At 52.8% G+C, this 13,610-nt stretch carries 11 protein-coding genes and 1 pseudogene; 5 read left to right on the top strand and 7 right to left on the bottom strand.

From position 1 onward, the window contains the following. Positions 1-180: 180 nt before the first annotated feature. Together ACQY5R_RS08585 and ACQY5R_RS08580 are read left to right on the top strand one after the other, a co-directional pair. The gene (locus ACQY5R_RS08585) at positions 181-912 is read left to right on the top strand and encodes a response regulator (RefSeq protein WP_428607005.1); all 732 of its coding nucleotides are present in this window, start codon (positions 181-183) and stop codon (positions 910-912) included. Continuing rightward, the gene (locus tag ACQY5R_RS08580; protein ID WP_428607003.1) at positions 909-2,306 is read left to right on the top strand and encodes an ATP-binding protein; all 1,398 of its coding nucleotides are present in this window, start codon (positions 909-911) and stop codon (positions 2,304-2,306) included. The genes ACQY5R_RS08585 and ACQY5R_RS08580 overlap by 4 nt, the downstream gene beginning before the upstream one ends. 21 nt (positions 2,307-2,327) lie before the next feature. Here the strand turns inward: ACQY5R_RS08580 and ACQY5R_RS08575 are convergent, their stop codons facing one another. The 3 genes from ACQY5R_RS08575 to ACQY5R_RS08565 form a co-directional block, all read right to left on the bottom strand. Then, the gene (locus tag ACQY5R_RS08575; protein ID WP_428607001.1) at positions 2,328-3,959 is read right to left on the bottom strand and encodes a hypothetical protein; all 1,632 of its coding nucleotides are present in this window, start codon (positions 3,957-3,959) and stop codon (positions 2,328-2,330) included. A 139-nt stretch (positions 3,960-4,098) separates the two neighbouring features. Further along, the gene (locus ACQY5R_RS08570; RefSeq protein ID WP_428606999.1) at positions 4,099-4,521 is read right to left on the bottom strand and encodes a DUF6524 family protein; all 423 of its coding nucleotides are present in this window, start codon (positions 4,519-4,521) and stop codon (positions 4,099-4,101) included. A 160-nt stretch (positions 4,522-4,681) separates the two neighbouring features. Continuing rightward, positions 4,682-5,329: a GNAT family N-acetyltransferase gene (locus ACQY5R_RS08565; protein ID WP_428606996.1), complete on the bottom strand. Its 648-nt coding sequence runs from the start codon at positions 5,327-5,329 to the stop codon at positions 4,682-4,684. Between the two features lie 188 nt (positions 5,330-5,517). On the opposite strand from ACQY5R_RS08565, the gene ACQY5R_RS08560 reads away from it, so the two are divergent. Further along, positions 5,518-5,955: a hypothetical protein gene (locus ACQY5R_RS08560; protein ID WP_428606994.1), complete on the top strand. Its 438-nt coding sequence runs from the start codon at positions 5,518-5,520 to the stop codon at positions 5,953-5,955. Between the two features lie 19 nt (positions 5,956-5,974). On the opposite strand, the gene hypF is transcribed toward ACQY5R_RS08560, so the two are convergent. Both hypF and ACQY5R_RS08550 read right to left on the bottom strand, forming a co-directional pair. Next, positions 5,975-8,332 (bottom strand): carbamoyltransferase HypF, encoded by a 2,358-nt coding sequence (gene hypF, locus ACQY5R_RS08555; RefSeq protein WP_428606991.1) that lies wholly within the window; start codon positions 8,330-8,332, stop codon positions 5,975-5,977. Positions 8,333-8,431: 99 nt separating this feature from the next. Continuing rightward, positions 8,432-9,349 carry a chemotaxis protein gene (locus ACQY5R_RS08550; protein ID WP_428606988.1) on the bottom strand — a complete coding sequence of 306 codons (918 nt, stop codon included), beginning with the start codon at positions 9,347-9,349 and terminating at the stop codon, positions 8,432-8,434. A gap of 425 nt (positions 9,350-9,774) precedes the next feature. On the opposite strand from ACQY5R_RS08550, the gene ACQY5R_RS08545 reads away from it, so the two are divergent. Next, positions 9,775-10,353, top strand: a complete 579-nt coding sequence (locus tag ACQY5R_RS08545; RefSeq protein WP_428606986.1) for a hypothetical protein — start codon at positions 9,775-9,777, stop codon at positions 10,351-10,353. A 127-nt stretch (positions 10,354-10,480) separates the two neighbouring features. Here the strand turns inward: ACQY5R_RS08545 and ACQY5R_RS08540 are convergent, their stop codons facing one another. Then, complete coding sequence (locus ACQY5R_RS08540) at positions 10,481-11,860, bottom strand: phosphomannomutase CpsG (protein ID WP_428606983.1); 1,380 nt, start codon at positions 11,858-11,860, stop codon at positions 10,481-10,483. A gap of 251 nt (positions 11,861-12,111) precedes the next feature. Here ACQY5R_RS08540 and ACQY5R_RS08535 point away from each other — a divergent pair, with 251 nt between their 5' ends. Next, a complete protein-coding gene (locus tag ACQY5R_RS08535; RefSeq protein ID WP_428606981.1) occupies positions 12,112-12,777 on the top strand; it encodes a nitroreductase in 666 nt (221 codons plus the stop codon). A 722-nt stretch (positions 12,778-13,499) separates the two neighbouring features. Here ACQY5R_RS08535 and ACQY5R_RS08530 read toward each other — a convergent pair. Beyond that, a pseudogene (locus ACQY5R_RS08530) lies at positions 13,500-13,610 on the bottom strand (electron transfer flavoprotein subunit alpha/FixB family protein); the annotation flags it as partial.

Here is a 13,610-nt window from a genome sequence, read left to right as displayed (position 1 = left end):
GCTTTCCTCTCAGTTGGCGGAGCGGACTGCTCCTTCAGTGGGTACTATGAGAACAGCTGGATGTAACCCGGCGATTGCAGAAAAGCGCTTTTTTGTAACCCTGAGTAACAGGGCACATGCTGTTACACTCTGTTACAAATCCGTTCTCCTGTTGACCGGCAATTCGCGTATAAATAGGTCATGGAAAAATCCCGACACATATTGGTGGTCGATGACGACCTGGAGATCCGTAACCTGCTGCAAGCTTATCTTGAGCAGAACGGTTACCGCGTGACCACGGTGGGCGAAGGCAAAACGATGAACCGAGTACTGGAGGAGCAGCGCATCGACCTGGTGGTGCTGGATCTCATGCTGCCCGGGGCCGATGGTTTGGAGCTCTGCCGTAATCTACGCGTCAAGTCAAAGATACCGATTATCATGCTTACCGCCCGTGGCGATGAGATGGACCGCATCCTGGGCCTGGAGATGGGTGCGGACGATTACCTGCCCAAGCCGTTCAATCCGCGCGAACTCTTGGCTCGCATCAAAGTGGTGTTGAGACGGACCACCGCGCTGCCTTTTGAGCAACAGGAATCGACCACCCGGACACTCCGCTTTGCCGACTGGAGCCTGAATCCGATAGCCCGTCATCTCGAATCCGGCGCCGGCCTGGTGGTGCCACTCAGTGGAGCGGAATACCGGCTGTTGAAGGTATTTCTCGACCACCCCAATCGTGTATTAAACAGGGATCAGCTTCTTGACTTGACCCAAGGCCGTGAAGCAGACCCGTTCGATCGCAGCATCGACGTACTGATCAGTCGCCTGCGCAGACGCCTTGAGGACGACCCGAAAGACCCGGCAATCATCAAGACAGTGAGAGGTGAAGGTTATATCTTTGCCGTTCAGGTCAAGGCTGGAAATCCGCTAACATGAGACTCTTCCCCCGCTCACTGTTTGGCCGGCTGGTACTGATCCTTATTGCCGGGTTACTCATCACGCAACTGTTCAGTACCGGACTGCTACTGAAAGACCGGATCGACTCCATCCGGGAAAATACCGGGATACAGCTGATTCAGCGCGTGGCTTCACTCGTCTACCTGCTGGAGGATACCCCCCAGGCAGAACGGGCACGCATCGTCCGGGCCTTCAGCACCCCCCAGTTCCGTACTACCCTGTCCGACACACCGTTGCCCCAGGGCCCGAATGCCATCCCCTCCAATCATCTGGCGATGCTGTTAAGACAGGCGCTGTCGGAAAATACCGAGATCCGGGTGGCGATCAACCCCCTGCACAACGGCGATCAACCGGAACGCCCACCCTGGCGGCAACGCCATGATTTCACCCCGGAGCGGCGGTTCGACGAGCCCCTACCGGCGTATCGCCCACGGCCGCCGAGAAATGGTTTCCAAGCCAGTATCCGCCTGTCCGACGGCAGTTGGCTGAATATCCTGCGCCCGCTGCCCGAAGGCGTCGAAAACTGGCCATATAAATTACTGGCTTATCTCTCCATCCTGCTGGCTTCGATCATCCTGCTCTCCCTGTTGGCGGTCCGTTGGGTTACCAAGCCTCTCGGCACCCTGGCCGAGGCGGCACAGAATATCGGCAAGGACATCACTTATCCGCCGCTGGACGAAAGCGGTCCACGGGAAGTGCAAAACGCCGTGCGGGCCTTTAACACGATGCAGACACGACTCCGACGCTATATCGAAGACCGCAGCCGGGTACTGGCGGCAGTTTCTCATGACTTGAAAACGCCCATTACCCGGCTGCGCCTGCGTCTCGCCCTGCTGAAGGACGATGAACTCCAATCACGTTTCGATAAGGATCTGGATGAGATGGAGCAGATGGTGCTGGCTACCCTGGATTATCTGCGCGGTACCGAAAGCAAAGAGCAGCCGGTGCAGATCAGTATCACCGCCCTGCTGGAGTCACTGCAGGATGACGCACAAGAGTTGGGTTGGCCGATGACCCTGGCAGACAGCAAAGCCGCCCCCATCAGCGGCCGACCGCTGGCACTCAAACGCTGTTTAATGAACCTGATCGAAAATGCCGTGCGCTATGGACAAGCCGCCGAGATACGGGTGGAAGATAGCAAACAGCGGTTAATCATCATTATCGCCGATCGGGGCGAGGGAGTGCCGGAGGCTGAGCTGGAGGGGTTGTTCGATCCGTTCTATCGTCGTGAAACATCGCGTGCAAGGGAGACGGGGGGAACGGGACTGGGGTTGGGTATCGCACGTAACATAGCCCGGGCACACGGTGGTGATGTGATCCTGCAAAGGGGCAAGGATAGAGGGCTTGAGGCCGTGGTCACCCTGCCGCGATAACCCGCCCCATCATCCAGCCGATTAATCGGCGGCGGATACCGCTCCGTGCAGTGTCAGTTGCGGGAACGGGATCTCCCAATCGTATTCGCTGCAGGCATCGACGGACCAGCGCTGGATAGCGCGACGCAAGCGGTTGTACAGATCGCCCAGTTCACCTTTAAAGTCGGCAATGATCATGATATCCAGTGATGACGTATTGGCCGCGGCAAACTCTACCCGCAAATTGAGCAATTGATCGCCATACCCTTCTTCATGTAGCCGTTTAAATAGATACGCCTGCAGGGTTTCGGGAATCGCCTGGGTACTCTCTTTCTGTAGCCGGTAGCTGATCCCGATAATCTCTTTAATACGAAAATTGACCGACAGGTTGCGCGGCGAGGCGGCGAGAAAATCCGCCATTTGATAAGTCATTCTGGCTCCGCCCCGCTCCACCAGTTGAACCATTTCATGAGATATGCCGGCAACTTTCCCCCTGATGCCGCTATTTAAGATCACCCAGTCCCCCTTGCTGCAGGGAAACCAGGGTTCGTCGGACTGAGAGGGGCGCGATTTGAGGTCTACCAAATCATCAATCGGCACCCGTTGACTGATACCGGCTACCGGGTTAATCAAGGTGCTGTAAACATTGATCTGATCAACTTGCCAGGGCAACCCTTCCATCAACAACCGTTCGCCTTCTCGAACCGAGCCGATATTGAGGAACAATTGGATCTGGCTCCAGTAGCGCGGCAGCGTCTGTCTCAGCGCCCAGGCGATGCCAAACAGCAGTAAAATACCCAGACTGAACAGTACCCAATCTTCCACCAGGTAAAACACGGCCATCGGACCGAGGATGGCAAACAATACCGTAAAGACCCGATGCAGCAGCTCCACCAGGCGTACCCTGAAGCTACGGTGTTTGGCCCTAAAACCGGGGATATAACGCTGCATCGAAGCGGCGATCAATCGCGACAGTAGAACGATAACGACCACCACCGACAGCGCCAGTCCCAGGTAAAGCCCGCGCTTCTGGAAAAAAGATTTCAGATAACTTTGCGACGCTTCAGCCAGCGATGTCTCCGCCGAACTCAGTTTATCCAGCTGCAACTGGGCAGCCTGCAGTTCACTCTGGATAAATGTCTGCTGTTTGGTCCATTGGGCTTCCGTCTGCTTCAGGCTCTCTATCAGCGCCTTGTTATCCCCGGCCTGTTTTAGCTTGGTTATGTTTTCCAACGCCTGGGTAATGACCGGTAACTGCTCCTCGTAGTAAGCGATCTTTTTTTTCAGCTCGGATTTCTGGCGGACCCGGGCGGTCATCTCCTTCATCTCATCAATCGCCGGCCTGACGAGTGCAAACACCTCCTGTTGCAGGTTAAACTCCTCCCTCGGTTCACCCCGTAAGGTGGTCATATCCACACCTGCTGCAATATTTTCAAAGTTGCGGTTGGTGGTTTTAAGATCGCTTTCCAGCTTCTCCAAGCGCTGTTTCAGACTGATCTTTTCGGCGTCCGAATGGGTGGTCTGAATTTGCCTGTTCAGTGCCTTGATATCGGCTTGCAGATCCTTTCGAAGATTGACAAAAGAGAGCAGCGTTTCAAGGGTACTCGGTGCGATAGCTGTCTCGGATGTCGGCTTTTCACCGTTATCCTGCGCAGACGCGGACAGCGTCGCCAAAGCCAGACAGCACCCGACCAAAAGGATGTGTAAACTTCTTTTGAACGCCAGAGTAAGGGTTTCCACTGTTTGTATTTCCCTAACTGAGATCGACCCGGATGATCAACCGGCTATATCTTCAGCCTATGCAAAATAGCGATCAATCGTCATCGCGATCATCCACATCCAGTTGACCGCTCATGCGACGACGAATATGGGACCAGGAGAGTCCGGTCGCCATCACGGCAGACAGGATGATCAGTACGATATAGGTCAGGAGTGTCGTGTTGCTGAGAGAGATCACCTGATAGTAGATCAAAGCCCAGACCAGCGTGCCAAACAGCGCCAGGGCAAGCAGTGTACCGATCACACCCAGGGAGCGTGCCGTCGCCCGCACGTAAATGACCCAGCCGATCAACAGCAGTACACCGGCAAGCGCGATCAACGGTTCGATCTTGTTGGCCGCTTGCGCGAGCCAGTGGTACCAGGAATAGCCGGAGGGATTGTAGGTAGTGAAAACCAGAAGCAAAGCCAGGACCCATCGAATCATGAATCCTGCAAAGTTAAAACTGCGATCTGCCATATTCTGTCCTTGTCAAAGTGGGATCGTCTCAGACACCTCAGCCTATCAGCCGGGTACATCGATCGATCAGATCAACGACAGTTTATAACACAGATCTACCCAGACACTAGGGCCTGTTAACACGATGCAGATGCACCGGGTCGGCCCAAGACAGAGTCGGTCAAACGTAGATCTTCTCGGACTGAGATTGTTGCTCCTTTTCCGGCCGATCCTTTCTCCAGGCCAAGCGTTTCTTGATAGTGTCACAAAGATTCGCCTGCTTCACCATAAACTCGCCGCCGATGTGGGCAAAACCCAAGCGCTCATAAAACCGCTTTACTCTTTCCACATCCGCTTCCGGCACCCGTTTTCCGTACTCAGGTGACAGAGGAAAAGCCTTCAACGCGATAATACTGTCCTCAACATCAACCATTTGACCAATCTTGCCCATCAGGGCACTACCGATACTCTGACCCCGGAAATCCGGATCAACGGTAATTTCATTGATATAGACCAGCCCGCTGCACTCCTGCTTTTTCAGGCTGCCATCGGCCATCTCTTGAAGGTAGTGACAACCACCCTCGCCGAATGCGGTTTGAGAAAACTCAGACATTTCCGGACAAACCGAGTCGAGCAGTAATGACTGGTCTATCCCATCGACAATCGCTGCAGCAAGATCCAGTTTATGGCCGTGAATCTCCCCAACGACTCGATCGGAACCGGTCTCATCATCCCAGACTATTGATTTCCCCGAGAATTTCACCACATAGGCGGCAAGCTGGGGATCAGAGTCCGGCTTCAGTGAAAATTCAAACTCGAGTTCGGGCATGACATGCTCCATTAACACAATATTAGCTATTACTTATGATATAGCATTTTCACACCTATTTCATCGGTTTTTTGCCAAATGAGACATTGATCGGGAAAATAGGACTTTAATGCTTCACCACAGAATCAATATATCTCCATTCCGGCCGATACTGCTACCATTGGGGTGAATAACCCGGGGATTCCAAGATGATGACAAGCGTCACTGCAGGTAAAAAAATATACACCTTCCTCGTGCTGACAACGTTGGCGTCAGTGACTATGGCGGCAGAAGATTCAAATAGCCAAACTCAGTCAACGAGCGAAATGCGTCTCCCCTTCGAACTCTACCGAACACCCTCAACCCAAACGGCCAGTGAGGGTGACCAGCTTAAAAGCTGCCTCGCGCTGGAGCAGGAGATGGCTGCACTGGTCCCGAAAACCTACAGCTATAAACCGGACTTTTACAATGACCCCTATCAAGGGACTTCCATCTGGGTCGGTACCACACTGTTTATGCCTGCTTACGCCTTATCCGGATACGCGGGATACCTCCAGTACAAGGAGAATGGAAGGATCATCTCGGCCGAAGAGCGAATTGAAGTGTTGCGCCGGTTGAAAGCACAGCAACACTGTTTCGAAAGCTGAGCAGACTATGTCCAGGGCGCTAATTTACCCGATGCAGTTGACGTGCTGCCGCCACAACCGCTTGCCCCAGCGAAAGGCCACCGTCATTGGCGGGTAATAACCGGGGACTCAATACCGTCAACGCCTGTTCACGTAACCGCTGGCTGACACCTTCAAGTAATAGCCTGTTCTGAAATACGCCGCCTGAAAGTACTACCGTGTCAAGATTCTGCTGCCGACAGAGGTTCAGCGCCGTCTCGGAGACCGCCGTGATCAGACCTTTATGAAATTTGGCCGCTATCACTGCCGGGGCTACGGACTGTTGCAGATCATCCAGCAATGCTTGCCATAACGGCCGCCAACTCAACAAATACTGACCATCATTCAGCGTCGACTGATAGCCATAACCGGGGCCCAGTGCTTCAAACTGATCCCGCCCAACCAGTGCCTCCAACTCAATGGCGGCCTGCCCCTCGTGACTCGCCTGATCGCGACAGATGCCGATAGCGGCAGCCACCGCATCGAACAACCGGCCACACGAAGAGGCCAACGGAGAATTCAACTGCCGCTCAAACATCTGTTGCAAATTGGTAATCGGCTTACTGTTGAGGAACTGGATGATATTCAAGTCGGCATAGTCTCGCGTGAGATTTTCCCAACTGAATTCGCTGAATAGATAGGCCAGAGTATTACGCCAGGGTTCATACATCGCTTTGGCGCCACCCAGCATGGCGGTCGGCTTGAAATAGCCCAGACGCTGGAACGATCGATAATTAACCCGTAGGAACTCGCCACCCCACAGCGCCCCCTCTTCTCCCATTCCCAGTCCATCCAGTGCTATTCCCAACACATCCGCTTGCTCCAGCTCACAGCCATGTTCGGCCATGCAACTGGCAATGTGGGCATGATGGTGTTGCACACGCTCGAGATGGATCTCAAACTCCTCCGCCATCTGCTGTCCCCATTGGGTGGAGAGGTAGTTGGGATGATGATCCACCACTACCGTGGACGGATCCTGCTGGAACAGCTGACGATAGAGGGCCAGTGAACGGTGGTACTCCTTGATGGTGGCACCGTTTTCAAGATCCCCCATGTGTTGCGAGAGGATAGCCTTGTTCCCCTTCATCAGACAGAAGGTATTCTTTAGCTCACCGCCCAGCGCCAGTATCGGTGGCACGGATGCAAACGTTGTTGGCAGTGTAATCGGAGCCGGTGCATAACCGCGAGCACGACGCACCATGCGGGCTTCTCCGTCCATTACCCGTACTACGGAATCATCCAGACGGTTAACAATCTCCCTGTCGTGCAATAACCAATAATCGGCGATTCCCGAAAGCTGGACATGTGCGACATCATTGGCGATCACCTGCGGTTCATCGGAAATATTTCCCGATGTCAGTACAATGGGTCGTTGCAGTCCCTGCATCAACAAATGGTGTAACGGTGTATAAGGCAACATAAAACCCAGTGAGTTTTGCCCGGGTGCAATGGCGGATGCAAGTGTGGCATCCCCTCTCTGCTGCAATATAACAATGGGCGCAGCGATACTCTCCAGCAGACGCGCCTCCTGTTCGCTTACCTCCGCATAGTGGCGCACCATTACAATATCGGCCGCCATCAGAGCGAAGGCCTTATGGTAGCGCTGCTTCCTACGGCGAAGGGTGGTAACCGCTTGCTCGTTACCGGCATCGCAGGCCAGATGAATACCGCCGATTCCCTTAATCGCCAGGATTGCCCCAGACTGCAGCAATCGAATCGCATGGGTAATCGGTTCGTTACCAACGGCATCCGTTAGCGATATACCCGCCGCATCCTCCAACCAGACCCGCGGACCACATACCGGGCAGGCATTGGGTTGCGCGTGAAAACGGCGATCTGCCGGATCACGATACTCTGTCAGGCAGGATTCACACTGCTGAAAGACCGCCATACTGGTGGTTGCACGGTCATAGGGGATTGCCCGCACAATGGAGAGCCGGGGACCGCAGTGGGTGCAATTGGTAAAGGGATAGCGGTAACGTCGATTTTGCGGGTCGTTGATATCCTGCAGACAGGCGTCACAGGTCGCCGCATCCGGCACAATCCCGGTCAAGACTTCCCCACCCCGGCTTTTTACTATCTCAAATCCGATGTAATCCGCTCTGCCAGCCAACGCCAGGGGTTGCCGCTCAATAACATCGATCTTTGCCAGGGGCGGTGGTTGCTGTTCAATTAGCTGTACCAAACGATCTATCGACGACTGACTGCCTACCGCATCGATTAACACCCCTTCCGCATCATTCCAGACGGCGCCGGACAGCTTGCAACGATTGGCAAGATTCCAGACCGTCGGCCTGAAACCGACACCTTGTACCAGGCCGCGTACTCGGATGCGTTCTGCATAGGTTTCATTATTCATAGCAGGGAGAGCGATAGGCCGATGGCTAAGTGTTGCACAAGTGTAACTCTGACCCGACGTGGGTGCGAACAGGAAAGTGGCTAGCGGGTGGCCTTCATCTCAGTGTTCCTGACGCAGGCCTTCCAGGACGGCTTCAGCCAACTCCTCGGTTACGAACTTGGTCAGGGCCGCGTTCGCTCCGCTGGCGGTGGCATACTCCTGGCTGACAGCGCCCGCCAATGAAGTGTGCAGCAAAATATAGACTGAAGCGAAATCCTGATCTTTACGCAGTTCACGTGTCAGGGTATAGCCATCCATTTCAGGCATCTCGATGTCTGAAATAATCAGGTCTACGGTACGTCCCTCATCATGTAGCGCGTGCAATAGCTGTAAAGCCTCCTTACCGTCATTCGCCATCACCGGTTCAATGCCGATCATGGCCAACGTCTGTGATATCTGTTTCCGGGCGAGACCGGAATCATCCACTACCAGGATAAGCTTGCGACGTAACAGCTCAAGTTGTTCATCCGAAAGACTAACCCCTTTACCGGTACTGTCTTTGGGTGGTGCCACCTCGTTCAGCACGCGCTCAACATCAATCACCTCGACGATTTGATTGTCGACATTGATCACACCGGTAATGTAGTTGGCACGTCCCGAAGATGCCGGAGGCGGCTGGATGGCATCCCACTTGAGTGAAATGATTTTATCCACCTTGTTTACCAGGAATCCCTGCAGAGACCGATTGAATTCAGAAATGATAATTGAACAATCCGCATACTCGGACGCTGTCTTGGCAGTGGTCATACCCAACGCGCTTGAGAGATCAATAACCGGGAAAGGTTGCCCGCGCAGGCGGGCAATGCCAATAATGGCGGGGTTTGCCTTGGGAAGGGTGTTCATCGCATGAAAGGGAATGATCTCCTTGATCTTCAGGACATTTATACCAAACACTTGTCGCCCAAATAGACTAAACAGCAGCATGCGCTGCTGTGCCCCTTTCTGACTTTCTGGCTGTGAAGAAGGTTCAGTCGTCACGAAATCATCTACGTATTGAGTTGCCGGCAATGATAGACGGGAAATAAACGTATGGTTAAACCCGGTCTATCTGGGAATATTTAGCGACCGACCAAATCATATCTTGAACCTGTTTCCAAAATTTTTTTGGCCGTGAATGAATGCGATATAAATTTTATGGGTAAAAACAAAATCGATTAAGTTGCGCAATATTGACATCGCTAACTTGTCATGAAACTCCAGGCGCTTATCCATTGATCATCACCGTTCGCGATTAATTATTGCCCTTTGTTTAAGTGAATCATCGTTAATATCGGTAAAACCTTTGAATAATTTCCAGAATTAGCAAATAAGGTATTGGCAACGCTATTCATCTTTGGCAATATTCGATCCGTGGGATACTCAACTACCTGTCGCATTCTTTACACTCCTATGGGGAACCTCTGATGGTCACTAAAAAAGCAAGAACCACGAAAAAACGCGTTACGAAAAAAACTGCTACCCGTGCAACAAAAACTACTGCCGCTAAAAAGGCAGCTCCCAGCGTCTCTCCTGTCACTCAACTTGAGCAGACCATTGCCAAATCCCAGATTCAACTGGCTAAGCTTTATGAGAAAGGCGCCGCACAAGCACAAAAGAGTGCAGACCGCATCAAAGGCCAGTTGGATAAAGCCGTAGCACGCCAATCCGCATTGCGTGATAAAAAGAACGCCGCTACCGAGAAAGCCAATGCCAACCGTACACCGGCTGCTCAAAAGCAAGTAGAGCGTGCTCGCGATGCATTGCGTACTTCCGGTCAAAAGGTCTCTGAACTACGTGCCCAGATGAAAGATGCCAAGCAGGCTCTCAAAAATGCCGCTGATGCACTCAAGAAATCCACTGCGCAGCAGAAAGCGCTGGAAAAGTTTGAAAGCGATTGGGCAAAGGCGACAGCACCCAAGAAACGTAAAACGACTGCCAAGCGTCGTCCACGTAAAGCGGCTGCCAAAAATGCAGCTGCAGCTGAAAGTACAGCAAGCGCATAACGTACTCAGCTAACCTGTACCTAACCGGTTGCTATTCGGTATAGCTGCAACCGAATAAAAGCCCGCCCTGTTATCTGTCAGGAGCGGGCTTTTATTTACGGCCCCGGGTTCATGCCCCCAACAACGGTTAACGATCGAACGATCTCAGCAGCCCCAGCACTTCTTCACTCTTTTCATTCATCAAGCGAATATCACCTCGGGTTTCCAGATTCAGTCTGACAACCGGCTCCGTATTTGAGCTACGCAGATTAAATCGCCAATTCTCCAGTTCAACACTGATACCATCGGTATAGTCCACCGAAAGTGCTTGATCCTTATAGTGATCCAGAACATGGGCGATGGCGGCGGCAGGATGCTCAATCTTGCTATTGATCTCACCCGGTGACGGGAATTGAGCGATCCGGTCGTCCACCAGCGCAGACAGCGGCAGCCCCTTCTGGCTCACCAGTTCGGCAATCAATAGCCAGGGAATCATGCCACTATCGCAGTAGAAAAAATCACGGAAATAGTGATGTGCACTCATCTCACCGCCATACACGGCATCTTCCTGTCGCATCCGTTCTTTGATGAAGGCATGACCGGTTTTACTTTGAATTGCCTCACCGCCATTCTGTTTGACTATAGCCTGGGTATTCCAAATCAGGCGCGGATCATGAATGATTCGACTGCCCGGGTATTTGACCAAAAACGCCTCGGCCAGCAGGCCAACAATATAATAGCCTTCGATAAAACGACCCTGTTCATCAAACAGGAAACAGCGATCGAAATCACCGTCCCAGGCAATGCCGAAATCGGCCTGATGTTCCCGTACTGCGTTGATCGTATCCTGCCGATTCTCTTCCAGTAGCGGATTGGGGATACCGTTGGGAAAAGTCCCATCAGGTTGATGATGAATTTTTTTGAAGGTAATCGGTATGCCCAATTCGACACACCGCTGTTCGATAACATCGATGCAGAGACCTGCAACACCGTTTCCGGCATTGACCACCAACTTCAGCGGTCGAATGACATCGGCAGCGATATACCCCATCAAATGATCCACATAAGCTTCGCGTACCGAGACTTGTTGATAAACCCCTCGCCGCGCTGGCGACACCGCTGGAAAACGGTTATCCCTGACCAAGGCCTCAATATCATTGAGGCCGGTATCGCCGCTGATCGGTTTGGACGATTCACGGACCAGTTTCATGCCGTTGTAATCTTTCGGATTGTGACTGGCGGTCACGACAATTCCGCCATCGGTACCCAGATGAGAGGTAGCGAAATAGATCTCTTCAGTACCACATAAGCCGATATCCAGCACCTCAACGCCACTATCTTGCAAACCATTGGCGAGCGCCTGTTTGAGCGCTTCCGTTGAGAGTCGCATATCACCGCCGATGACCACTCTCTGTGGTTGTAAATAGGTCGCATAGGCGCGACCGATTCGATAGGCGATATCTTCATCCATGGATTTTCCCAATTGGCCACGGATATCGTAGGCTTTAAAACACTCCATCTTTTGCATGCATAGTCCTGTTTGGTTTGGCATAAACGGGGCGCGCGGCCAGCGAAGGAACCGCCATTTAGATCGCGGGATAACCGGGTCATTCTAGCGTATTTGTCCGATCATCCTCTCCTGTTTTATCCATGCTGCAGATACTTTCCTTTTCCTGGACATACCAGTAAGATCGACAAATGACGTTTACGTAAAGGTAAGTTAATATCTGATAAAGCTAGAGATGGCTTTATCACTACTTCCTCAAATTGGAGTCGATCATGCAGGTAAAAGAGGCGCTGGGACAACGCAAGGCCACCCGGGCCTTTCTACCGCGAGAGGTAGAACAGGAAAAGATCATCCGTATCCTGGATGCAGCACGACACGCCCCGTCAGGAACCAATACCCAACCCTGGCAAGTCGCCGTTGTAACAGGCGAAAAACGTCGGCGGCTGGGTGATCTCATGGAGAGCGCCTTCCGTAATGGACAGGCCGGTGCCATGGAGTTCCAATACTATCCAGAAATATGGGAAGGCATCTATAAGGAGCGGCGACGTGCCTGTGGGCTGCAGATGTATTCGGCACTCAAGATCAGCCGCGAAGAGAAACAGCGTCAACAGGATCAGTGGGCCGCCAATTATCGCGCCTTCGATGCCCCGGTGATGATGTTCTTCTTTATCGACGCGATCCTGGAGACCGGCTCCTATCTCGATTACGGCATGTTCATTCAATCAATCATGCTCATGGCGGTTGAAGAGGGATTGGCCACTTGCCCCCAGGCGGCATTGGGCGAATATCCACAGATCATTAAGCGGGAGTTGGGCTATCCTGATGATAAGAAACTGGTGGTCGGACTCGCCATGGGGTACGAAGACAAAGATGCCATCGTCAACAGCTACCGGACGCCGCGTGATGAGGTGGAGCTGTTTACTCGATTTTTTGAGTAACGGCTACCAGCACAACAAGGCGAGCAATCTGATGATGGATCGGTAACAACACAAATTAAGTTTGTCCACTTCACTTTTTTACGTGAAAGGATGACATTCTTTGGCATGCATAATTCATAGCCAAGATTGGCGACTGTATTTCGCCCGGCCTGACGGCCTTGTGGCGAGGTACTTTTGCGGCCAAAAGTACCCAAAAGCCTTTCCCCGGTCAGCCTGCCCTTCGGGTCCTCTGCGCTTCTCGGTCTGAGCAGCGCGTGAAAAAACTCGCCGCTGTGCGGCTCAGACAATTTTACGCTTATTCCCGCTCAGCCCTGCGATGCTCGACAGGCCGAACGGGAAAGTGCCCTAATGGTGTTCGTGCCATTCTGAGAGTTCATCAAAAGCAAAGCCGTGTAAAACTAAAGTATCCGCACCCCAGTCCGACTTCCGCGCCACCGAGTATCGCAGCCGGCTACGGATTCAGGCGCGTATCTGTCTGAGCGTAGCGAGTTATACGCGCCCCGTAGTTGGCGAGAAACACAGGGAACCCCGCAGGGGTGGCGTGGTGGAGTGTGGGTTTTGGTTACTTTTACCCGTAAAAGTAACCCGGGTAGGGGGACGGGTCCCCCGATCATATAACGTCGCATAGCGACACAAGATGACATTACAAAACATGCACCCAAAAAAAACGCCCTGTGCAACCAGCACAAGGCGTTTATTGCTCACTTGCAGATTAAGTAGGTCTACAACGCCTGCTCCAACTCCGGCAGGGCCTGGAACAGATCCGCCACCAAGCCGTAATCGGCCACCTGGAAGATCGGCGCCTCTTCGTCTTTGTTGATCGCCACAATCAC

The sequence above is a fragment of the Sedimenticola sp. genome (genome assembly GCF_050289425.1).
Classification (GTDB): Bacteria; Pseudomonadota; Gammaproteobacteria; order Chromatiales; family Chromatiaceae; genus Sedimenticola.
The sequence above is the reverse complement of the archived record's forward strand: the minus strand, read 5'-3'. Positions and strand labels throughout refer to the sequence as shown.